The sequence below is a fragment of the Streptomyces sp. NPDC051064 genome (assembly GCF_044455985.1).
In the GTDB taxonomy this organism is placed as follows: domain Bacteria; phylum Actinomycetota; class Actinomycetes; order Streptomycetales; family Streptomycetaceae; genus Streptomyces.
In genome coordinates, this window is the sequence record NZ_JBITFK010000021.1 from 13,940 (window position 1) to 35,871 (window position 21,932).

The 21,932-nt window shown below is 69.3% G+C and carries 16 protein-coding genes and 5 pseudogenes; 8 read left to right on the forward strand and 13 right to left on the reverse strand.

Annotation, left to right across the window (positions count from 1 at the left end):
• Positions 1 to 24 precede the first annotated feature (24 nt).
• Together ACIBCU_RS38040 and ACIBCU_RS38045 are read left to right on the forward strand one after the other, a co-directional pair.
• Complete coding sequence (locus tag ACIBCU_RS38040; protein WP_399237227.1) at positions 25 to 807, forward strand: sulfite exporter TauE/SafE family protein; 783 nt, start codon at positions 25 to 27, stop codon at positions 805 to 807.
• A 55-nt stretch (positions 808 to 862) separates the two neighbouring features.
• A pseudogene (locus ACIBCU_RS38045) lies at positions 863 to 1,379 on the forward strand (IS5 family transposase); the annotation flags it as partial.
• Positions 1,380 to 1,681: 302 nt separating this feature from the next.
• Here ACIBCU_RS38045 and ACIBCU_RS38050 read toward each other — a convergent pair.
• The 3 genes from ACIBCU_RS38050 to ACIBCU_RS38060 are packed head-to-tail and all read right to left on the reverse strand — an operon-like array spanning position 1,682 to position 4,225.
• On the reverse strand, positions 1,682 to 2,491 hold the full coding sequence (locus ACIBCU_RS38050; protein WP_362940906.1) for a polysaccharide deacetylase family protein: 810 nt from the start codon (positions 2,489 to 2,491) through the stop codon (positions 1,682 to 1,684).
• Complete coding sequence (locus ACIBCU_RS38055) at positions 2,485 to 3,351, reverse strand: DMT family transporter (protein ID WP_399237229.1); 867 nt, start codon at positions 3,349 to 3,351, stop codon at positions 2,485 to 2,487. The genes ACIBCU_RS38050 and ACIBCU_RS38055 overlap by 7 nt, the downstream gene beginning before the upstream one ends.
• A 40-nt stretch (positions 3,352 to 3,391) precedes the next feature.
• On the reverse strand, positions 3,392 to 4,225 hold the full coding sequence (locus ACIBCU_RS38060; protein ID WP_399237231.1) for an SDR family NAD(P)-dependent oxidoreductase: 834 nt from the start codon (positions 4,223 to 4,225) through the stop codon (positions 3,392 to 3,394).
• 182 nt (positions 4,226 to 4,407) lie between these two features.
• Here ACIBCU_RS38060 and ACIBCU_RS38065 point away from each other — a divergent pair, with 182 nt between their 5' ends.
• Together ACIBCU_RS38065 and ACIBCU_RS38070 are read left to right on the forward strand one after the other, a co-directional pair.
• Positions 4,408 to 5,514: a galactosyldiacylglycerol synthase gene (locus ACIBCU_RS38065; protein ID WP_399237233.1), complete on the forward strand. Its 1,107-nt coding sequence runs from the start codon at positions 4,408 to 4,410 to the stop codon at positions 5,512 to 5,514.
• Between the two features lie 198 nt (positions 5,515 to 5,712).
• Positions 5,713 to 5,967, forward strand: coding sequence for a hypothetical protein (locus ACIBCU_RS38070; RefSeq protein ID WP_399237235.1), 255 nt, complete (start codon positions 5,713 to 5,715; stop codon positions 5,965 to 5,967).
• Between the two features lie 206 nt (positions 5,968 to 6,173).
• On the opposite strand, the pseudogene ACIBCU_RS38075 reads toward ACIBCU_RS38070, so the two are convergent.
• Positions 6,174 to 6,353 (reverse strand): annotated as a pseudogene (locus ACIBCU_RS38075) (transposase); the annotation flags it as partial.
• Positions 6,354 to 6,565: 212 nt separating this feature from the next.
• Here ACIBCU_RS38075 and ACIBCU_RS38080 point away from each other — a divergent pair.
• On the forward strand, positions 6,566 to 7,150 hold the full coding sequence (locus tag ACIBCU_RS38080) for a DinB family protein (RefSeq protein WP_399237237.1): 585 nt from the start codon (positions 6,566 to 6,568) through the stop codon (positions 7,148 to 7,150).
• 88 nt (positions 7,151 to 7,238) lie between these two features.
• Here the strand turns inward: ACIBCU_RS38080 and ACIBCU_RS38085 are convergent, their stop codons facing one another.
• From ACIBCU_RS38085 to ACIBCU_RS38115, 7 genes and pseudogenes are all read right to left on the reverse strand, one after another.
• Positions 7,239 to 7,430, reverse strand: a complete 192-nt coding sequence (locus tag ACIBCU_RS38085) for a hypothetical protein (RefSeq protein WP_399237239.1) — start codon at positions 7,428 to 7,430, stop codon at positions 7,239 to 7,241.
• 57 nt (positions 7,431 to 7,487) lie between these two features.
• Positions 7,488 to 8,188, reverse strand: a pseudogene (locus tag ACIBCU_RS38090) (aldo/keto reductase).
• A 1,038-nt stretch (positions 8,189 to 9,226) separates the two neighbouring features.
• On the reverse strand, positions 9,227 to 9,670 hold the full coding sequence (locus tag ACIBCU_RS38095; RefSeq protein WP_362940928.1) for a hypothetical protein: 444 nt from the start codon (positions 9,668 to 9,670) through the stop codon (positions 9,227 to 9,229).
• A gap of 1 nt (position 9,671) precedes the next feature.
• Entirely contained in the window at positions 9,672 to 14,210 is a 4,539-nt protein-coding gene (locus tag ACIBCU_RS38100) for a DNRLRE domain-containing protein (RefSeq protein WP_399237241.1), read from the reverse strand.
• 577 nt (positions 14,211 to 14,787) lie between these two features.
• A complete protein-coding gene (locus ACIBCU_RS38105; RefSeq protein ID WP_399237253.1) occupies positions 14,788 to 15,093 on the reverse strand; it encodes a hypothetical protein in 306 nt (101 codons plus the stop codon).
• A gap of 156 nt (positions 15,094 to 15,249) precedes the next feature.
• Positions 15,250 to 15,838, reverse strand: a pseudogene (locus ACIBCU_RS38110) (restriction endonuclease); the annotation flags it as partial.
• 890 nt (positions 15,839 to 16,728) lie between these two features.
• A complete protein-coding gene (locus ACIBCU_RS38115) occupies positions 16,729 to 17,160 on the reverse strand; it encodes a hypothetical protein (RefSeq protein WP_362940937.1) in 432 nt (143 codons plus the stop codon).
• Positions 17,161 to 17,275: 115 nt separating this feature from the next.
• Here ACIBCU_RS38115 and ACIBCU_RS38120 point away from each other — a divergent pair, with 115 nt between their 5' ends.
• Entirely contained in the window at positions 17,276 to 17,524 is a 249-nt protein-coding gene (locus tag ACIBCU_RS38120; RefSeq protein ID WP_399237245.1) for a hypothetical protein, read from the forward strand.
• Between the two features lie 127 nt (positions 17,525 to 17,651).
• On the opposite strand, the pseudogene ACIBCU_RS38125 reads toward ACIBCU_RS38120, so the two are convergent.
• Both ACIBCU_RS38125 and ACIBCU_RS38130 read right to left on the reverse strand, forming a co-directional pair.
• Positions 17,652 to 18,724: pseudogene (locus ACIBCU_RS38125) on the reverse strand (IS1380 family transposase).
• Between the two features lie 503 nt (positions 18,725 to 19,227).
• Positions 19,228 to 20,160 (reverse strand): alpha/beta hydrolase, encoded by a 933-nt coding sequence (locus ACIBCU_RS38130; protein ID WP_399237247.1) that lies wholly within the window; start codon positions 20,158 to 20,160, stop codon positions 19,228 to 19,230.
• 178 nt (positions 20,161 to 20,338) lie between these two features.
• On the opposite strand from ACIBCU_RS38130, the gene ACIBCU_RS38135 reads away from it, so the two are divergent.
• Together ACIBCU_RS38135 and ACIBCU_RS38140 are read left to right on the forward strand one after the other, a co-directional pair.
• Positions 20,339 to 21,241, forward strand: a complete 903-nt coding sequence (locus ACIBCU_RS38135; protein WP_399237249.1) for a helix-turn-helix transcriptional regulator — start codon at positions 20,339 to 20,341, stop codon at positions 21,239 to 21,241.
• Positions 21,242 to 21,372: 131 nt separating this feature from the next.
• A partial coding sequence (locus ACIBCU_RS38140) for a helix-turn-helix domain-containing protein (RefSeq protein ID WP_399237251.1) occupies positions 21,373 to 21,932 on the forward strand: 560 nt, incomplete at its 3' end.

The following is a 21,932-nucleotide window of genomic DNA, read 5'->3' on the forward strand; positions in this document are numbered from 1 at the left end:
AATCGAGGAAGGGCAGGGGCAGCAGTGGACTGGACGATCTGGGCCGGCTTCGCGGCCGGCCTGCTGATCTCGACAGTGACCGCTCCGGTCGGCGTGTCCGGAGCCGTCTTCCTCCTCCCGGTCCAGCTCAGCCTTCTCGGCGTACCCAGCCCCGCGGTCACACCGACGAACCTGCTGTTCAACGTGGTCGCCGGGCCCGGCGCCCTGTGGCGCTACCGCCGCAACGGCGCTCTGCGCGGCAGCCTGGCCCGACGCCTCGTCGCCTGGACGCTGCCCGGCGTCATCGCCGGCGCCGCCATCCGCGTCTTCGCCCTCCCCGGCCCCGACGCCTTCCGCCTCCTGGTCTCCGCCTTCCTCCTGCCCCTCGGAACCTGGCTGTGCCTGCGCACCCTGCGCCCCGCCCGAACGCGGCCCGAAGCTGCCGTACCGTCAACTCCCGCGCTGGCCGCCCTCGCCCTGACCGTGGGAATGGTGGGCGGGATCTACGGGATCGGCGGCGGCTCCCTGCTCGGTCCCGTCCTCGCCGCGCGCGGCATGCCCCTGGCCCGCATCGCACCGGCCACCCTCGCCGCGACCTTCACCACCTCCATCGCCGGCGCCGCCACCTACACCGTGCTGGCCCTGGCGAGCCCCGGACCCGTAGCCCCCGACTGGTGGCTGGGCGTGGCCAGCGGCGCGGGCGGACTCATCGGCGGCTACCTCGGCGCACGGCTCCAGCCCCTCCTGCCCGAGACCGCACTCCGTCTCCTGCTCGGCACCCTCGCGGCCGCCCTCGGCGCGATGTACACCGTCCAGAGCCTGGCCTGAGCGAGTGCGCCCGGTTCAACGTGACGGATGACCTGTAACAGCGGATCGAGCCTCACTGCCACGCAGAGAGCGCCGGTTCCGATACCGGGCCGGAAGCCCTTACCCGATCGGAAGGTGCTGTGCGGCGTCCTGCTCGTGCTGCACACGGGGATCCAGTGGGAGTTCCTGCCGCAGGAGTTGGGCTTCATTCGGGAATGACGTGCTGGCGACGGTTGCGAGACTGGCACAAGGCGGGCGTCTGGCAGCAGCTGCACGAAGTCCGCTGGCCGAGCTCAATGCGGCAGCTCGTCTCGACTGGTCCCGGGCAGTAGTCGACTCCAGTCACGTGCGGGCCGTAAAAATGGGGGGACCACACAGGACCGAGTCCGGTCGATCGTGCCCGGGTCGGATCGAAACATCACCTGATCACGGACGGGCACGGCACCCCACTCAGCGTGATCCTTACCGGCGGCAACCGCAACGACATCACCCAACTCATGCCACCAATCGACGCCATCCCGCCCATCAGAGGTCGGGTCGGGCACCCACGGCGCAAGCCCAACTCACTCTTCGCTGACCGCGGATACGACCACCTGACATCTGCCCGTGCGGCCCTGGCCGAACTCCAAACGGAAGCGAATTTCGAGCTCTTCCGAAGTAACACCGTTTCCGCCCACCAGCTCTGGGACATCTGGTCCTGGCGGCACAAAGTCATGCTCGAAACCGGTCTCACACCTCGTCTCGGGCTGGCCGATGCCATCGACCGACTCCGTGCCGCAGGAACAGCTCGGATCTACTTGGGAACGATCACCGGCTCGCAGCGACGGTCCACTGTCTTCCTGGCCGAGGACCTCACCCGTTGCGTCGCCTGCATGTAGCGGGCCACCTCGTTGTGTTAGCCGTTGTAAAGCCGACCCCGAAACAACGGGTGGCATCGCCCACTCGGTAGCGCGTCGACGTGTCCGATGCCGTGCTCGCCCAGCGGGCCTACTCTCAGACCGAGTCGACGGCACTCGGCAAGTAGGCCGGGCAGCGCGCCCAGCGTGGCCCGCCACGCGCCGGGCGCGCTCCACCCGCCCGCGTCGTGCAGCAGCACGGTGCCACCGCCGGTCAGATCCCTGAGGACCGATGCCTTCACAGAGCGGGCATCAGCGTTTACCGTCCAGTCCCTGCCCCACGTCGACCACAACACAGGTTGCAGCCCGGCGCGGCGGGCAGCAGCCAGTCGACCGCCGGTGAGGATGCCGTAGGGCGGTCGGTACCACTGCGGTACCGTCCCGCAGATCCGCCGTACCGAGTCGGCGGCTCGCGCCACCTCCCGTACGTCGCGCAACGGCGCGGGGAACCAGGGGCGGTCGTGCTGCCAGCCGTGCACGGCGACCTCGTGACCACCGACCACGAGCGCCCGGCCCAGGGCGGGATAGCGTTGCAGCGAAGCGCCGACAAGGAAGAAGGTGGCCCGCACCTCGTGCTTGGCGAGCAGGCGCATGAAGTACGGGGTACTGGCCGGGTCCGGCCCGTCGTCGAATGTCAGCGCCACGTGGTCGGCACGGCCTCGGCCGTCCAGCGCGGGGCAGAAGACCCTCCGTACAGGTGGCAGCCAGGTGGCGGCGGGGCCCACGTGCCACACAGCAGCCGCAGCCAGCGCACCGGCCGCGACTCCGGACACAACGCCCGCACTCTCTGAGCCAGGATGTCTCACCATCGCTGTGCCTCCTTGCCCGAGACCAAGGGTGACGTGCTCAGACGCACACAGGCGAATGCGATGAGCCCGAGCGATGCCACTTCCGGCAGCACCCGCCAGCCAAGAGAGAGCCGCTCCTCGAACAGGGACACGCCCAACACGACGCTCAGCAGCGAGTCGCCGAGGGTGAGCGCGGGCTGCGACGCCGCCAGGGAGCCGGCTCGCAGCGTGGCCTGCAGCATCAGGAAGGAGCCGAGGCCGACGGCTGCGGCCGTGTAGATCTGCCACGCGGTGAACAGGTCCCCGGGGCCGCCTGGAACCAGGCCGAGCGTGTCCTTGATCAGTGCCGCAGTGAAGGAGAAGCCGATGGCTGTCACTGACCCCAGCAACGCCGCCCGCGCCGAGCCCCGCAGCCTCGTGCCCACGACGACCAGCACGACCGACACGGCAACGGCGGGCACGGCGCTGATGAGCCACCTCTTCGGAGGAACGGTCTCCCCGCCGCCCGTCGGATCGGCCAGGAGAAGGAACGCTGCCAGACCCAGCGCCATCCCGAAGAACGCCCCCCAGGTCTGGGCCCCGGGCGGCCACCGGAACGCGACAGCGGCCAGCACCAGCGTGAACAACAGCTCCGTCGCCATCACCGGCTGAACCACTGACAGTGGTCCGGTCGCCAGGGCGAGGGCCTGCGCCGCCCCGGAGGCGACCAGCAGTCCCGCCCCCCAGCGCCAGGCCGGACGGCGCACGAAGCCGAACCGGCCGATGAGGCGGCCGCCGGAGGTATCGGGCAGGTCGACCGCTGCGGCGCGTCGCTGCAGTACGGAGGCGGCCGCGTTCCCGAGCGCGGCGAGCAGCGCCAGTGCGACGGAAAGGACAATCACGAGTCACGACCCCGCATTCGTTCCGCTGCTCGGGAAGCCGTCAGCCAAAGCGCATGGCCAGCCTGCGAAAGAGGTGCGGGGCCATGCCCTGCAGTCGGCCGGGGATGCCCAGCCAGCGCGGCACGGTGATCTCGTCCCGGCCCCCGGCCAGTGCTTCCTCGACTGCTGCCGCTACCTGCCCGACTGGGACGGGCCGGGGCCAGGAGCGCGTGTACGGGGCGTCACGGTGGGCGAAGAACGGCGTGTCGACGGGGCCCGGCAGCACCAGGGAAAGTTGGACGCCTGTGCCCTGGAGCTCGTATCGCAGGCTCTCCGCGAAGGGGATCAGCGCGCCCTTCGTCGCCGCGTATGCCGCCTCGCCCCGCACGCCGAACCGCCCGGCCACTGAGCCGATCAGCACCAGCCGCCCCGACCTGCGGGACACCATCTGCGGCAGCACCATGCTGACGAGATGAAGGACGGCGCAGACGTTGACGCTCACCAGGCGATTCACGGCAGCAGGTGTCATGTCGGTGTAGGCGCCGGCCCAGCCCAGCCCCGCTGCAGCGACCAGTGCGTCGACCCTGCCGCTGTGCGCCAGGGCCGCCTCGGCCAGATTTCGGCAGCCTTCCTGGGAAGCCAGGTCCATGGGCAGCGAGGTACCGGCGGTGCGGGCGGCGACCTCGCTGAGCCGGTCCTCGTTCCGTCCGCTGAGCAGCAGTTCCCACCGGTCAGTGGCCGAGAGCCGGGCAGCGACTTCGGCGCCGATACCGGAGGAGGCGCCGGTGATCAACACGACCTTCCGCCGGCTGCGGGCAGCCTGGCCGTCCGCAGGCGACCGCGACACGTCGGCTTCGACTGCGGGGTTACCGCGGGGTGGGGGGCTCGCGCGCATGGGCCTTCCGTCCTTCGTGGCCGCCGACGTGCTGAGCTCCTTTCCGAGCCAGCCTGCACCGGACCGTACTGAGTCATCCTTCATGCAACCGGCGCACCGGCAAACGCGCATGGCCCCACTGGCCTAACGGCGTACCCGGTGCGGGCTTGGCACACCTGGCCGTACTCGGAGAACATGCAGGAATGGGTAGGTTTCTGATAGTCAGCGCAAGCATGGGCGCCGGTCACGACGCCGTCGCTGCCGAACTGGCCGGACGGCTGCAGGCGGATGGCCACCGGACTGCATGCGTGGACCTCCTGAATCTGCTGCCCCCCGGTACTGGCCGCGGGCTGCGCGCCGCCTACCGCACGGCGCTCCGCCGGTGCCCATGGGCCTACCAGGCGGTTTACACGGCGTTCTTCCGCGACCGCGGGGCCCCCATCGGGCGGAACGGCTGGGCACCGGACACCGGCCCACTGGCCGCAGCACTTGAGCCTCGCCTGCGTCACGTCGTCGACCGCTGGCGCCCGGACGCACTCGTCTCCACCTTCCACCAGGCCGCTCAGGTCACAGGGCGGCTGCGGGCCGCCCATGGCGACTGCCCACCCAGCACGGTCGTGGTCACCGACTTCGCATTGCACCGGCAGTGGCTCCACCCGGGCAACGACCTGTACCTGTGTCTGACGGGCGCCGCCGCGGCACGAGTCCGCGCTGCGACCGGACGCCCGGCAAAGGTGTGCGGACCAGTCGTACCCGCGGCCTTCGCCGAGGCCGGCCAATCACACACGGACCGACCGCCGACCCGCTGGGCGCGGGAATTGGCGCGGCGCGGCCCAGGCCGGCCTGCCGTGCTGGTATCGGCCGGGGCCTGGGGTGTGGGCCAGAGGCTGACCGGCACCGCGCTTCTGCTCGCCAAGGCAGGCCACCTGCCGGTGCTGCTGTGCGGCAGGGACGAAAAGCTGCGTGCCCGCGCCTCTGGGCTCCCCGGCGTCCTCGCGTTGGGCTGGATCGAGGACCTGCCCGACCTGATGGCGGCATCCAGCGCGATGGTCGACAACGCTGCGGGACAGACGGCCATGCAGGCCCTGGCCGCCGGGGTGCCGGTCGTCGGATACCGGCCGATACCCGGCCATGGGGCAGAGGGTGTGAGCGAGATGGCCGACGCGGGCATCACCGAGCATGTCGCCGACGACATCACGCTGCTCAGCTCGCTGGACCGGCTGGTGCGCCCCGGCGCCGACCGGGACCGCCGGATAGCCGCCGGTCGGGCCGTCTTCACCGCGGACGCGGCCCGGTTGGTGGCCTGCTGAACTCCTCCCCCTGCTCCCGTGGATCACGGCTGCGGCTGAGCCCCCTGGGGCCGGGATCCGCCGGGCGTGTCGGCTACCCGTCCACTGTGTACACCTTCGAGTGAACTCCTGGGGTGCGCCGGGCGAGTACGCCCCAGTGAGCGACAATGTGCGCTCCGCTCGACCTGGACGGCCCGCAGCCACCGGAGAGACGCCGCCGTGCACATCCTGCTTCTCGCGAGCGCCTTCAACAGCCTCACGCCGGCAGATCTCGTCGCGGTCGGCCTTGGGCAGGGTGTAGTCGATGTCGAAGAAGTCGAACTGCAGCGGGATGATGTCATCGCCTGGGGTCGCCCATCAGGCGAGCCGGGCGAGGAGACGGTCGCCGTCCAGAGCCATCCAGGTGCACTCAGGGCGGCGGCATGCGGGTGCGAAGTCGTCGGTCAGCTCGTGACCAATACATCTAGGACGTAGCGGAGCCGGCAGAAGAGTTCGATCTCCTCGGGCAGGTCAGAGGTCGGTAGCTCACCGATGCCGGTACCAAGTCAAGTCCTGTGAAGGGGTGAAGCGCGTGGGACCATCCGGCGTGCTGGTCAGGCGCCCCGGGTGTCCGGGCGAGAGAGCGGTGAGGGACACCGCCCCCTCGCTGATCGACCTGATGAGCCGCAGGCTCACCCAAACTGCTGCCACGTGCAGCCCGACGTGGCCACGAACACGATCGCCGCCAAGACTTCCCGATCACCGTGGCGCCGTCGTCCACCGCCCTGAGGCCGCGACGGCGCCTCCAGCACCACCCGTTGGAACAGCTCCCACAACTCGTCCGGCACCAGCCGCTCAACAATCCCCGCCCTGACCGGCAGCCTACCGAGCCATGAGACGGCGTCTTTATGACCCCGTAAGCCGAAAGGCGGTGAAATCGCGGACCCTAAGACGTTGTCTCACGTGGCAAGTTCCGCCGGCTTCTTGTGGCAGCTCAGGGCACTGGCCATGGCCAGACTTCGGCTCTTCCGGTCGTTGCGGTCCACGCACGGGATCTTGAGGCCGCGAGTAGTCCATGGCAGGCTCATGCCGCATGATCGATGAATTCGCGAAGGACAACCTGCACGGGAGACTGCGTCGGGACCGCAAGGCGCTGGTCTGGAAGCTCGACGGCTTGTCCGAATACGACGCTCGCCGACCATTGACAGCGACCGGGACCAACCTCCTCGGCCTGGTCAAACACGTGGCCAGCGTCGAGGCCAGGTACTTTGGCGAGGTCTTCGACCGCCCTTCCCCGGAACCGCTGCCCCGGTGGCAGGACCACGACGGCAGCGATCTGTGGGCGGCTGAGGACGAGACCCTCGATCAGATCATCGGGTCCTACCGGCGCACGTGGGAACACTCAGACACGACGATCAACGAGCTTCCCCTCGACGCCCCCGGCCACGTGCCGTGGTGGCCGGAGCCTCATTCCAACACGAACCTGTTCGCCATCATGGTCCACGTCCTCGGCGAGACCAACCGGCATGCCGGGCACGCCGACATCCTGCGCGAAGACGTCGATGGCCGAACCGGGATGCGGCCCGAACACGAGATGCAGATCGATGAGGAGGCCCGCGACGCCTACTACGCGAAGATCGAGCAGGCCGCCAGATCGGCCGCATCCGTCAAAGCATAGCGAGGGCACCGTCTGCCTCACCGACATTCCTGAGCCCTACAACCGCGAAGGAACCTGTGCGACGCAGACCATCCGGGAAAACACCTCGCTACAGTCGTTCGTCTTCATCCTCACCCCGACAGAAGAAGACGGCGACGGTGACGGGGACGACGGCAACGGAAGTAACGGTGACGGCAACGGCGGCAGCGGAAACGACGGCAACGGAAACGACGGCAACGGAAACGGCAACAACGGAGACGTCAGCGACGACGAAGACGAAGTCACCAATAGTGGAGACCACGACAACACCGTCACCGGCTCCGGGCAGAACTGCTCCGCAACGAAGAGTGGCCTGCTGTCACTTCTTTCCCCGACCATGATCAACTGTGTTAATGCGCCCGAGCGCGCTGCCGGTTGAGCTGGTAGTCCTACCGCGTCGCCTCCGCTCCGTGTGCTGAAGAACCGTGTCACCACGTAGGACGTCATCTCTCCCCCTCCCGGGCGGCAGAAAGGCGACTGCCCCGGCAACTGGGTCGTCGACGGAGCGGATCTGCCCGGTCAGCAGACCGTGCCCGAGCGGCGAGTACGGGACGAAGCCGATACCGAGCTCGCGCAGCAGCGGGAGGATCTCGTCCTCGATGTCGCGGGTCCGCAGCGAGTACTCGGTCTGCAGGGCTGCGACCGGGTGCACGACGTGCGCGCGGAGGATCGTCGCGGGGCCGGCTTCGGAGAGCCTGATGTGGCGGATCCTGCCCCTCGGCGACAAGCTCGGCCAGGGCCCGGGTGGTCTCCTCGATGGGCGTGTTCTGGTCGACGCAGTGCAGGTCGATGTGGTCGTGCCGAGGCGCTTCAGGGAGCCCTCGACGGCGGCCTTTACGTTGGCGGCGGTGCTGTCGGTGACACCCGGGGCCGGGTTGCCTCCGGAGTGGGAGACCAGACCGAACTCGGTGGCCACGACGAGCTGGTCGCGACGACGCTTGATGGCCTTGCCGACGACTTCCTCGCTATGGAAGGGCCGTAGATCTCGGCGGTGTCAATGTGTGTGACTCCGAGGTCCAAGGCCCGGTGGATGGTGCGGATCGACTCTGTCGCGGGGCGGGGCGGGCAAGCCGCCGTTCGGGGCGGCTTGCCCGGGTCTCCCGCTCAGCCGTGTCCGGCCGCCGGCTCCGACAGGGGGCGGGCGAGCCCGGTCCCGTCGCAGTGGAAGCACCGGCCGCCCCCGGGCGTGCTGCGGGCGCCGATGGTGCCCAGGGCGTGGAGCAGGAGCCGGGTGAGGCCGTCGACGTGGCCGGTGTGCAGCGCCAGTTCGTGCCGCTTACTGATGCGGACCTCGCGATGACGTGGAAGGCCAACCCCGGCCGCCCAGTTCCGGCGGGCGCAGGCGACCGCGTCGGTCGCGGCCGGGAATGGGCTGGCTGACCCGGCCTGCGTGGGGGCCTGGACGGCACCGGCGGCAGGCCAGGCCGGTACTGGGGCACGGCGTCCGAGCAGCGACGCCGTGCTGGCGTGATCCGGTGACGCTGTACGGGCGCGAGCGCAGGGCGGCCTCCGGCCGGTGCCCGGCGGGCGAGGTCGCGTCGGGGATTACGGAGGTCAGAGGGAGCACTACGATGCGGTGCGCGTAGTCGCTCAGGCCCAGCAGATCGGGCCTGAGTTCAGCGGTCCGTGCGGCCAGCACGCGCCGAGGGCTGGCAGGCCCCCACGGGGCGGCGAGCGCGATGGGGCACAGCTGGGCGAAGCCACCGGCCGCGTCGCCCAGCGCTGCGGCCAAGACCTCGTCGACGACGGACAGCTCCGTCCCGCACAGTCCGTCTCCGGCGACCAGCGGCGTCGTGGCGCATCATCCGCGACGACGTCGGCCTAGGGGAACACCCGGCGCGACAGCTCCCGCATCGCGGCAGCCTGCCGCTCTACTGCCTCCCCGGCATCCACTTACACACTGATTAGCACCTCATGCACCAATCATCCAAGTACACGCAGATAAGTCCGACATGGGATCTTGCCCGGTTCGGTCGCGGTGGCGACTCAGCATGGGGTCCCTCCGGCAGGTACCGAAGGGACCCCACTTGATGTGACGTGTCCGAGGACGTTCCGCTTCTACTGGGTGGGAAGGCCCTTCGGGTCCGTGAGCCCGACGGGTTCGGCGCGGAACGAGGCGGTCCAGGCCGTGGGCTCGCAGTCCTTGCCGTTGGGGTGCTGCTCCTCAAGAGTGGCTTCGGCCTGGTCGCTGACGATCTTCTTCCCGCCGGCGGTGGCCGTCACGGTCAGACGGACGGGGACGGGGCCGGGGCCGTCGGCCTGGGGGATCGGGATCGACAGCCGGTTGAACGGATCGTCCGGGTCACCGGATTTCCGCTGCTCGCAGACCTCGCCTGCGCAGAAGCGGAACGTGGCCGCGTCCGCCGTGCCGAAGTCCGAAGGGTGCCAGACGAGCGACACCTCGGAGTCCATGCCGACTAGGGTGCACGAGGACTCCCCGGCTCCGGAGCAGCCGGTCAGGAGCGATGCCGCGAGCAGGGTGGGCACGACGAAGCGCTTCATCTCAGTACCTCGCTACCAGGCCGGGGAGGGCGCTGTTGGCCAAGCCGATGTCGGTGAAGACCAGCTCACAAGGGTCGAGCAGGCCGCCGCTCTTATCACCGCCGCCCCCGCCGCCGCCGGAAATGATGCCCTTGGCGTAAGCACGCCCGGAGCCGTCCACAGTGTAGACCGGGCCGCCGGAGTCACCCGGGATGGAGCAGGCGCCCGAGGTCTTCCTGGCGACGACCATGTTCCTTGCGGTGGTCCCCCCGGAATACTTCACGGTGGCCTGGGTGGCCTTCACCTTCCACCCACACTGTTCACCGGTCTGCATGCCGCCGGTGCACACCTTGTCGCCGTTCTGCGCCCAGCGCCGCCAGTAGTCGTGCACCACCCGGGACGAGGTGGAGTGCTGTCCGCCCTTGTAGATCCTCGCGGAGGCCGACTTGGGTGACTGCACCTGGAAGAGCGAGAGGTCGCCGGAGTAGTAGCTCTGTCCCTTGAGGCGGACCGAACCGGACTTGTTGGCCCAGTTGTCCCGGACCACCGCACCGATGAAGTCGGTGTCCTTGGTGTTCACGATCACTCCGTTTCCGGTGGTGCAGTGACCTGCGGTGAGCATGTACCACTTGCCCGAGTGCCGCCAGGGGAAGCCCGCGGTGCACCAGGTGACGGAACTGGTCGTCAGGTACGACCTGATCCGCGCGCCGCCGTAGTACGGCGAGGTGTCGTCGCGGCGGTCCAACGTCTCGAGAGGGGTGGCGGGCACGAGTTCGGCGGCGACGGCGTCGGATCCGTACCGCTCGCCGAGGGAGGTGGCCAGCGGACTGTTCATGGCCTCGGTCTCGACGACGACCCGGTTGTTCTCGGGGTCGACGTAGGCCAGCCGGAGTGCGGAGCTGCCGGGCAGTTCGCTTTCCGGTAGCTGGAGCACCTCGTCACGCACGGACTCCAGCGCGGTGAGGCTGTGGGCAACGACCTCGGTCTCCGGCGTGACCTGCACGGTGACGGTCGGGGTGCCCGGGGCGGGCTGGTCGGCGTCCTCCTGTCCGCTCGGCTCCTCCAGAACGTAGTTCTCCTCTCCGGTGGTCTCGACGGAATCGTCCGCGGGGGGATCGGGAAGCGCTTCGGGCTCGCCGGGCGAACCCTCGGGCTTCGCCTCCCCTTCGGCGTCGTCCACCGGGATTCCCGTGCCCTCGTCGGCCGGTGCCTGCACCACCTGGATCGGCTCCCTGGCCGTGCTGAGAGCGGTGGCATCCACGACAGGAGCCACCACGGTCCCCTCTGCCCGGTCGATGTAGGGAGGTGCGAACACGTCGGGAGCCGCGACGGCCCGGGCGGTGGCCTTCTCCAAGGCGTACGCCTGGGCGGGCTCGGCCTCTCCGGCGTCCGGCCCGGAGCCGCCGTCGATGATCTCGATGCGGTCCACGGCCACCGATACGGGCTCGGCGAGCGGAAGGGATGCCGGGCCACCGAAGCGAGCTCCGATCTGCAGGCTGCTGCTGCCCGACAGGGAGGAGGTGTCCCACACCAGCTTCGGCGAAACGCCGTTGGTGAGCGGGACGGGCCAGGTCACGGCAGCGCCGTCGGAGGGGTGGGTCACCTGGGCGGCCGGGATGGCCACCCACTCGGCGGTCGGTGACTTCCGCTGCAGGAAGGTGACTTCGGTGAGCCCGGCGGGGCTGCTGACCTCGAGGTCCACCGAGCCGACGAGTACCTCGCCATTGGCCGGGGCCGTGATCGCCGCACGCCCGACATGGAAGGCCCTGCTGGTCTCGGCTGAGACGTTGCCCGCCCGGTCGGTGACGGTGACGGTCAGCACATGGGGGCCGGCCGAGGCCGGGGTGATCCGTAGTTCGACCGGACTGCCGGTCACCGGAACGGTGGTGGGCGTTCCGCCGTCCACGCGGTAGGCGAGGCTCGCGGTGTCGGATCCGGACGGGGTCACCTGGAAGGCGCCCGGGGTGCCGACGGCTCCGGTCCAGGCGTCGACGGGGAAGTCCGTCGAGGTCACACCCGGGGCGCCGGGGGCGGTGGTGTCCACGGCGACACGGAAGTGCGAGGTCGCGCCGCCGGTCCCGTTGCTGTCGACGCCCCGGACGTGCAGGTACCAGGTGCCTTCGGCGAGCTGCGCCCGGTGGGTCATGCCGGTGGTGTCCGGTTGTGTGTCCGGGACGGTGTTGGAGACCTTGTCCACGACCAGGCTGTAACCGGCGGAGGAGCCAGAGGGTGCCGTCCAGGTGGCGATCAGGTCACCGCTGCGGTAGGCCCGCGTCTGGTCGGGGTGCGAGGAGGAGCTGATCAGCGGGCTGGCCGGCAGGTTCATGTCCACCTTGAACGGCAGGTGAGCCGCGCTCGAGGACCAGTTGCCTGCCATGTCCTTGGCCCGGACATGGACGTACCAGGTGCCGTCGGCATCGGTGGTCGCGGTGTACGACATGGCCGTCTGCGGGGTGCCGGTGGTCGGGGGCAGGGAGTCGGCCGTCCGGTCCGCCGTGACCGCGTAGCCCGCGATGCCGGACCGGTCGGCGGGGGCGGACCAGGTGAAGGAGGCGGTTCGGTTCGCGTAGGCGCTGGTGGTCACGGGATGGGTTGAGGAGGCCAGGCTGCCGGCGGCGCCGGGCGCGGTGACGTCCACCTGGAAGGCGGAGTGCCGGGCTGCGGACCAGAGGCCCGCCTTGTCGACGGCGGCCGCGTGGACGTACCAGATGCCGTCGGCGAGGCCGGTCCGGGTGACGGCGGTGGTGGTCTGCGTGACCGCTGTGCCCGGGCTGGTGGTGGCATCCTGGTCAATCTTCACCGCGTAGCCCGCGATGCCCGACGCGTCGGTGGAGGCGAGCGAGCCGGCGAAGGAGGACGTGCCGTACCAGTTGCCGGCCACGGGGTGACTGCTGGAGGTGAGAGTGGGGGCCGTGGGCACGGTGGTGTCTACGGTGAAGGTCTGCCAGCCCGACCACGCACCCGTGTCGGTGCCGTCGGACGCCTTGGCCCGCCACTTGTACGATCCCGCGGGCAGCGCGGCAACCGTGTGGGTCGCGGCGGCGCCGGAAGCCACGGCCACCGAGGTGCCCGTGCGCAGGGCGGAGGTACCGGTGGGGGTCCACACCTCGAAGGTGTGGGTGAGCTGCTGGCCGTCGGCGTCGGTCGCCTTGGCGGACAGGGTGGGCGTGGTGTCGGAGGTGAGGCTTCCGGCGGCGGGCGACACGGCAGCTGCCGTGCCCGGCAGGCTGTTGTAGGTGACCGTCAGGGACGGCTCGTAGGCCGCGTTGTGGGATCCGTCGGTCTGGTTCGAGGAATGGTAGCGGCGCCAGGTCAGCGGGTCCGTCTCATCGACAGCAGCGACCCGCACCCCGTAGTTGGGCTCGCCGCCCGCCCAGGCCTGGACGATGGAGTCCACGTCCCAGGAGACGTGCCCGGCCGGGCAGCTGCTGCTGTAGCCCTTGGCCGCGGTGGAGGTGACGGCACCGGTCGCGGTGGTCGTCGGCTGGGCCGACCAGGACACGGCGGACGGGTCCCAGGCGGTGGTGATCCGGCGCACCTGGTTACCGGAGTTGGCGGTGTTGCAGGTGGAGGAGTAGTACGAGTACAGCCGCAGGTCGGTATCGAGGATGTGCTTGTCGGCGTACTTGGCGACGTCGAACTTGAGGAAGGAGCGCGCCTTCTCCGTTCCGTTGTAGGTACCGGACTTCAGCTCCGTCGAGCCTCTCTGCGAAGTGAGGTAGTCGTCGTACTGGATCCAGGTGTCGGTGACCGGGCCGAGGAGGGAATCGGTCGGATCGATGGTGACCGGGTATGCCAGGTCCGGGTCGGAGAGGAAAGCCGGGTCCGGCTTCAGTACCAGTACCTGCCCGTCTCCGTCGGCCTCCTGTTTCACGGTGACGTCGATGGCGGCGAGGTGCTGGGGCTCTCCGGTGCTGCCCCGCTCGCCGGACCCCCACATCACCGGGACCGGGGCGGTGGCGACTGTCCTCCCCTTGTCGTCCTGCCACTGAAGCCGCTTCTCGGAGGTCTCCTGCAGCGTCAACCCATCTGCCTGGACAGGGAGTTCGTAAGTGACGGGGCTGTCCGGGCGCTCGTTGAGGATGACCGAGTGGGATATCCCCTCCTTGAGGGCGGTCACCACGAGGTCACCGCCCTCGACGGCGTCACGGTAGGTCGCGGTGGAACCCTTCAGCTCGGGAGCGGGCAATGTCCCCTTCCACTCGAGCCCGAGAGACTTGCCGCCCCGGGAGACTTCCGCCAGCGGCCGGCTGTCGCCGCCCCCGGAAAGGGTGATGTCGGCTGCCGCGGACTTCGGGCGGATCACGCCACCGTCGGTGACGAGCGTGGTGTCGACGGGCTTCCAGCCGCCGTCGGACTGCTTCACACGGATCGGGCCGGTATAGGACTCCACGGTCAGGGTTCCGTCAGGATTCGCCCAGGTGGTGGTCGACTCAGTGCGTTCCGCGACCAGTTCGACACGGGCCGGGGACTCCTCCTGCCGCGTCGTGGCGGAGTCCGCGGCGTCCCCCGTGGGATCTGCTGTTGCTACGGCGGTCAGCAGAGGCGAGGAGCTTGCCAACAGGGCGGTCAGGACGGCGGCAACTGCCCACCGCGATGATCCCGTTGTGCCCGGTCTTCTTCCTGACCTACCCGTTCGACCAGCAGGTTTCACGAATCCTCCTCATGTATGGATCAAGTAAGGAGGGAGCGTAACTCCGCAGGAACCACGTGCCAATTCGGAATACCGCGCTCCGCCAGATGTGCGTGCAGGCTGAGGGGAATGACGCGATTGCGGGGTGCCGTCCTGGCAGTGGACACGGCACCCCGCCACCCCCATAGGCTCAATAGGGACGATGCGGGGTGCCGAACTCCAGGCCGGTGAGCGTCCCGAGCAGAGGCCTCGCAGCCATAGGACGAGCATCGGGGTTGTCACACAACGGGCCGCGCTCAACTCGGGAGTGACCCAGCCGCCGGCCCACCGCGGGTGTCGGTCGGTGATGGGTGCACCGCAGCCTGCGGCGTGCATAGCTGGGACATCGTGCCGGCGCAGAAGGCGTGCAAGTCAGGAGGACCTCGTGGTGATTTCCGAGACCGGCAGAGCTCCGGTGCGCTGCGGACGGCCTCACGCCACTTACGACGAGAATCGCACCGAGAGGCTAACGGGGATGGACAGGACCCACGGTGAACCGTCCGGGCTCCTGTGGCTCGAGAGGTCGGTGCGCAGGCTGCGCGTCGGGGGTGCGGCTCGCCCTGGCTCGATCGGAATCGGAGATGCCCTGCACAAGCTGAGTCAGGATGTTCAGGATTCCTTGGCCCAGCTCTGTCGGGGCGATCAGTACGCCGAGGGCCAGAACGATGACGACCGTGAACCTTTCGTCCATCCGGCTTCGGGCTTCGGTACGTCGGCGCAGTCGCATGACCACGATGAAAGCGAGCAGTACCTCCACGTTGATGGTCAGCACCGGGCCACTCCTCCAGTCGCAGGCACGCTCTACCCGGGCTCTCCGGTGTAGTACTGATCGGCCGCCGGTGTGGCGAAGTCGTCCATGTGCGGCGGTAGGTGGCGCAGGTCTGGCTGAATCCCTCGGCCTCCCATCGCGTTCTTCGCGGTGAGCTGTGCGCTGGGAGGCGGCGAAGTCGACGGCCGGGGCGGTGAAGCGGCCGTTGGTGACCAGCACGATCACGTCGCCTTTGTGGACGGGGCGTCCGGTGCCGTTGAGGACGTGGAGGTCGGGGGTCCCGGCGGCGGCTCCGGCTAGGCCTGCGCGGCGGTGTTTGCACTGGATGACCCAGCGGGGCCGAAGGGGTCGGTGGCCTTCACGTCCGCCCTGTTGTCGCCGGCGCCGCCAACCTGGGTGGCGTCCCGGCAGCCGTCGCGGTGCATTAGGTCGCGTATCGCGTGCTCGAACTGTCGGTGTGCAGCTGGTCCAGCCTGCCCATGGGATACCGCAGGGCTTCTACCTGGGTCTGCCGCTGGAGCGGCTGCTGCACGTGGAAGCGGAACCAGACGAACGCCCCGGCTCCCGCCATGAGCAGGAGGAGCAGCGGGACCCAGGGGTAGGCGGCGAGCCAGTGCAGCAGCCGAGAGACCAGCCACCCGACAACGGCAACTCCGACCAGGACCTCGTCGACGGCGTAAGCCTGTTTACGCTTGCGTGACCGGGACGGTCTGCGCCGACGCCGCGGAGCAGGACGGCGGGCGGTCATCGTCCGCTCCGGTCCCACGGAATCGGGTACGTCACTGTTGGCCGCGGCTGCGGCCGGGCCGGCGCCTTCTTCGTTGCGGGGAACCGGATCGGGTCAGACACCGTCGGCTGTGGCCTCGGCATCGAGGGCACCTGCCCCGCTTTCGGGAACTTGACCGGGTACACCGCGGTCGACGAGGGCCCCGGCGTGCTACCAGGACCGTCGGCCGAACTCGAAGGATTACCCAGCACGATCACCGCCAGGCCCACCCCGGCCACGATCGACATCTCCCGGCGCCCACCCACAGCCCACCGAGAATGCCCCCGCACCCTCGTTCCGTCCCTGCGCACGTACTCCCGCACCCACGGCACAACCAGCCCCCTCCCCCACCGACCGCGCCCCCTTGCTCGGCCGGACCATCAAAGCAGCCACCACTGACAACACGTCACCGGAGATCACTTCTGGTCACCCGGCCTGAAACGGGCGACCACGCCCAAGCCCTGTTCTCCCAGCGAGCGCGGACACGGGAAAGCCCCGGCTGGTCGGGGGAGGCCAGCCGAGGCTGTTGGGGTGTAGGTGCGGAGGGCGGTCGCCTCGCGGCGGAGGGCTCCATGGGGCTTCAGCCGAACGATCTTCCCCATGGGCTTTAGGTGAGGCCCGGGGACACTGTCCCCTCCGTACCCACAGACGGTTGAACCGACAACAGCCCCGGGTTGTTCCAGGCCTCTCCGCCACCGGCCGGTGATCCGGACCACAAGGCCTCCTGCGGTCGGCCGGCCATGGAGGGGCTTGAGGAGCGGGGCGTGCCACTGGAGCTCGGGGCCGGGGTGGGAGATCAGGGGTCGCACCTCTCGGCACTCAGGCCGGCGACGGCGGCTTCAGCATCGTGTCGGGCCGCGGTCTGGGCCGGGTCACCAGCACGACCGCGGGTCTTGTACGTGCTCTGGCGAATGCCGGTCCTCTCCCCTGCCCAGGCCGGTCCGGACCAGGAAGCCAGGGTCCGCGTCCCACGGCGAGGCAGCGATGTGCACCCGCTGGGTGCCGGGGATGCCCACCTCGACGAGGACCCCGCCGCGGAACATCCACAGACCGAACAGGTCGTCGTCCTCGTCGTGCAGCATGACCTGCACGCAGGCCGGCTCGTTCCACCGCAGGGACTCCAGGTCCTTGAGCACGCCGCGGCGCCCGTTCCACCGCTCGAACTCGATGTGCCAGCCCCCCACGAACCAGGGGATCTGCACAAAGCAGCCGTGCCAGGTGCGGGCCTCGTCCGGCCGCGTCAGCGGCTCCATCACCTCGTCCTCGTACCGCGCCAACACGATGACCTGCGCCATTCTGCTCATGCCCACATGCCACACCGCTCCGGGTATCGAGGGCAATCGATTTGGGACCCGAAGCCGTCGGGGCTCCTTCCGCACGCGGAGTCCGCCGCACTCCCGAAAGCGCTGATGGCGAGCGATGAAAATATGGCTCGCCTGCAGAAACAGCATCTGCGAGCAGCGCACCTTCAAGGACGTATCGCACAATCCCTGGCTCATGACCCGCAGGCCCACCGACGACGCCAGTCAGCTGCGCAATGCGCTGGCATCTGCGCAAGACGTCGTCAGCGTTCTCGAAGAGGAGACGGCCGATGACGACGTCCCCGCCGAGACGGAGCGCCGTCTCGCTGACATTGCGGCTCTAACCTCGCCGTTTCGGTTGAGATGAGGCGCCGTCGCTGATCTCCAACTATTGGGTGCCCGGTGTGATTTCGGTTGTTGGGCAGGACGGAGTCCCGGCGCGCTGGGCGGGTTCTCCGGGTTCTTTCGGGTCGTGGGCGGACTGGGCTTTCCGGTCAGCTGGCGGGTCGGGGTAGTGCGGCGAGGCGGTGGAAGGCCGTGGCCAGTTCGTGTCGCCAGGGCCAGGTCGCCGATATCCGCAGGTGGAGGCGTCGGCCGCCGCGGGTGAGGCGGGCGGCGACGTGCAGTAGCCGGTAGCGGAGCTTCTTCGGCTCGGCGGTGGCCAGCTCCCCGTCCAGGAGGAGGACACGGGTCCAGGCGAGCAGGTCGATCGCGGCGAGGCTGAGTTCGAGCCATGCGGCGTTGACGCCGAAATGGCGGGAGGGGAAGCGGCCGAAGCCAGTTTTCTTGCCGCACCGGATGTGGTCCTCGACGGTGGCATGTCCGCGGTGGCGGACCTCCAGGAACTGGGCGGAACCGCTACTGGAGTACGGGCTCGGTGAGGAAACACCTGATGCCGTAGGCCCTCGTCCTGGTCGAACAGGGACAGACGGGCGCCGGGGTGCGGCCGTTCTCGGCGCACGATGATGCGGGTGCCGGCCGGGTAGCCGTCCAGATTGACCATGCCGGTCAGCTCGGCGACCTCGGCGCCGGCGCGCAGTGTCCTGTCCTGGTTCAGGGCGCGATGCCAGAGGCGGTCAGGCATGGCCTGGACAGCGCGGCGGACCGGCTCGGTGATGGCGTATCCGACCGAGAAGAAGGTACGGATTCCTCGTTTCCGCACGTCGCGGACGTGGGCGAGGAAGGCTTTCGCGGATCCGGCGCTGTCGGTGCGGACGAGGATGTCGGTGCCGTGCCGGTGGGCGTCGGGGATCTGCGCGAGTGCCTGGTCGAGCACCGTGATGTGGTCGCTCGCGGTGTTGGCACCGGCGTTTCCGGGACGCAGCCGGCCCGACAGCGCTTCGCCGGTGTTGGCCAGGAAGCACAGCAGCGGGTGGAAGCCGAAGCCGCCCTTTTTCGGCCTGAGCACGGTGGAGTACGCGGCGGTCAGCCCGGTGGCATCAGCGAGATCAGCCAGCAGCCGTGCACCGGCATGCCCGACCACCCCCGAACCATCGGCGGAAATGACGAGCTTGGGACGTGAACCGATAGCCTGCACGTAGAAAGTGCCCTCCGCCTGGACCGACAGCACCCCTCAGCAAGGTTCATCGTCCCAGGTCAGGAAGGCACTTTCGCGTTTCCACCCCACCAGCCGCCGTACCCAAACGAAACGGCGAGGTTAACCCGGGGCTTTCACGAGGGGCTTGTCCGGTCCTTGATCAAATAAGTGGAGAGTGCTGCTGAGCTGCAACGATGGGACCGGTCTAGGGACCTGTGCATCGCAAGGAAAGAAGCACTTTCCAGGTGAGTAGGCGTATCGGGTCGTATCCGCGCTGCTGCCCGTGGCCCTCATAAACTGCTGGACCCTGGCTTGGGGGGCAGGCGTCGGCGAACGCAGCGGCGTGCACTGCGAGCCATGGTTGGTGTGCACCGCGCAGACTGCCGCGCGCTCGTCGCGTCAGACTGCGAAGTTGGACTTCTTGCGTTTCACGACGCGGGGTTGAGGCGCCTGCGGCGGGCGGATGACCCGCTATCGGGACGAGTTGCCCGACAGGCCGTCCGTGCGGCGGCTGCTCCGATCGCTGCGACGCCTCATTTGATTTCGGCGAGGCCGGTGGTGAAGAAGTCGGTGAGTTTGGCGACGGCGGCGGTGACGTGCGGCTCCTTGTCGTAGAGGTCGACGTGGCTGGCGCCGTCGATCCAGTGCAGTTCCTTGGGGCCGCTGGCGTTCTGGAAGGCCTCGACGGCCATCCAGGAGGTCACCGCTTCGCGGCCGACGATCATCAGCAGCGGGCGGGGCGCGATCAGCTCGACGAAGCGGAAGGCGTCGAAGGTGGCCATGTGGTCGATGCTGGCCCAGGGCAGGAACTTGCCCGAGCGGGGGTGTTCGGCGCGACCGGTGCAGTAGTACTCGTAGCCCTCGAAGGCGTGCTGGCCGCCCAGCGCGTGGGCCTGCTCGGCGGTGTCGGGGAAGAGCTGGAAGGTTTGGACGCCCTCGCCGTGGGCCTCGGCGGTGCGGGCGGCCGCTGCCGCGTCGAGCATGCCCTGGAAGACGGCGGCGTCCTGGGTGCCGTCGGCGCCAAGGCGGAACTGGCGGGCGATGTCGACGCCGCTGACGGTGCCGACGGCCTTGATGCGGTGGTCGGCCGCGGCGGCGGCGAGCAGGTAACCGCCGGACGCACAGATGCCCACCGCCCCGATACGCTCGGGGTCGACCTCGTCACGGGTGGTGAGGAACGAGACCGCGGCCTTGATGTCCTCGACCCGCTGGGCCGGGTTCTCCAGCCCGCGCGGCTCACCCTCGCTCTCGCCCTGGTAGGCGGCGTCGAACGCGAGGGTGACGTAACCCTCGCGGGAAAGCCGCTCGGCGTAGAGGCCGGCGGCCTGCTCCTTCACCCCGGTTCCCGGGTGCCCGACGACGATCGCGGGGCGCGGACCGGCGGATCCGGCACCGGCGTTGTCGGGGGTATAGAGGTGCCCGGCGATCTTCAGTCCTGCGCTGGTGAAAGTGACGTCAGTCCTCATGATGGTGCTCTCCAACTGTACGGAGGGTGCGGAAGCCGCGAAGTGCGATTCCCGGTGGCCGCCGATGCCCTGGCCACATCCCCACCATCGCGCCGCCCGGCAGCAGGTGCCAGGGAGGCTTCTGCCTATGCAACCCGGTACCAGGCACACAGCCCGGCATCCGGTGGACACTGGAGCCATGGAACACCGAGGCAACCCCTCCCACAGCAACGAGCTGGGCGACTTCCTGTACGCCCGCCGTGCCGCCCTCGACCCTCGTCGGGCCGGATTCCCCGACGACGGCCGCCTGCGCCGAGTGCCGGGGCTGCGCCGGGAGGAACTGGCCCAACTCGCCCACGTGAGCGTCGACTACGTCGTCCGCCTGGAGCAGGGCCGCACCCGCCGGGTGTCGCGCCCGGTCCTGGACGCGCTCGCCGACGCGCTGCAGCTCGCCCCCGACGAACGCGCCTACCTGTTCACCGTGGCCGACGTCACGCAGCCCGCCCCCACTCGCCGGCCGGCCGAACAGCAGGCGGACCCTCAACTGCGGCAACTGCTCGACGGCATGCACGACATCCCCGCGATGATCCTCAACCGCCGTATGGACGTACTGGCATGGAACCGCGGCGCGGCGGCCCTGCTGACCGACTTCGCCACGATCCCCCCGGACAAGCGCAACCTGATCCGGCTGACCTTCCTCGATGACGCCTATCGGTCCCTGTACGCAGACTGGTCGCGCGCCGCCCGCGAATGCGTGGCGGTCCTGCGGATGGAGGCCGGCCGCAACCCTGACGACCCGGCCCTGACCGCCCTGGTCCGCGAACTCACCGTGCACGACCACGACTTCCGCACCTGGTGGAACACCTATCAGGTACGCGGACCCCGTGAACTCACCAAGACCTACATCCACCCGGTCGTCGGCGCCGTCACCCTGGACGTCCAGCAGTTCTCCGTCGACACCCACCCAGACCAGCAACTCATCGCCTACACCGCCCCACCCGACACCCCCTCCCAAGAAGCCCTGCGCTTCCTCCTCCAATGGGCACCCACCACCGCGGACCACCAGAACGGCCGCGCCGGAGAGGGCAACGGTCACCGCTGACCACGAGCTAGCTGTTCTGTCCGCGGAGGTTGGGGGCGGTGACAGTGATCACCGTCTGGGGATCTTGAACGAGTGAGGGCCTTCCGGGTTCGGTGTGGATTGCGACGTCTACACCAGCCCGAAAGGCCCTCATGCCTCACCGTAATGCACCCCTGACCGAGACCGGACGTCTGCGGCTGGCGCGTTGCGTTGTCGAGGACGGCTGGCCGCTTCGCCGGGCCGCCGAACGCTTCCAGGTCTCGCCCACGACCGCCCAGCGGTGGGCCGGCTGCTACCGGACCCTGGGCGAGGCGGGGATGACGGACCTCTCCTCCCGTCCGCACCACAGCCCCCGCAGGACCCCGACCCGCACCGAACGACGCATCATCAAGGTCCGTGTCCTTCGCCGATGGGGACCGGCCCGCATCGCCCATCTGCTCGGCCTGGTGCCATCGACCGTGCACCGCGTCCTGACCCGATACGGCCTGGCCCGGCTCGCGCACCTCGACCGGGCCACCGGCCGCGTCATCCGCCGCTACGAACGCGACCGGCCCGGCGAACTCGTGCATGTGGACATCAAGAAACTCGGCAACATCCCCGACGGCGGCGGCCACAAGGCCCTGGGCCGACAGGCAGGCCGCAAGACCCGCTCCAAAGCCGGCTACAGCTATATCCACACCGCCGTCGACGACCACTCCCGCCTCGCCTACAG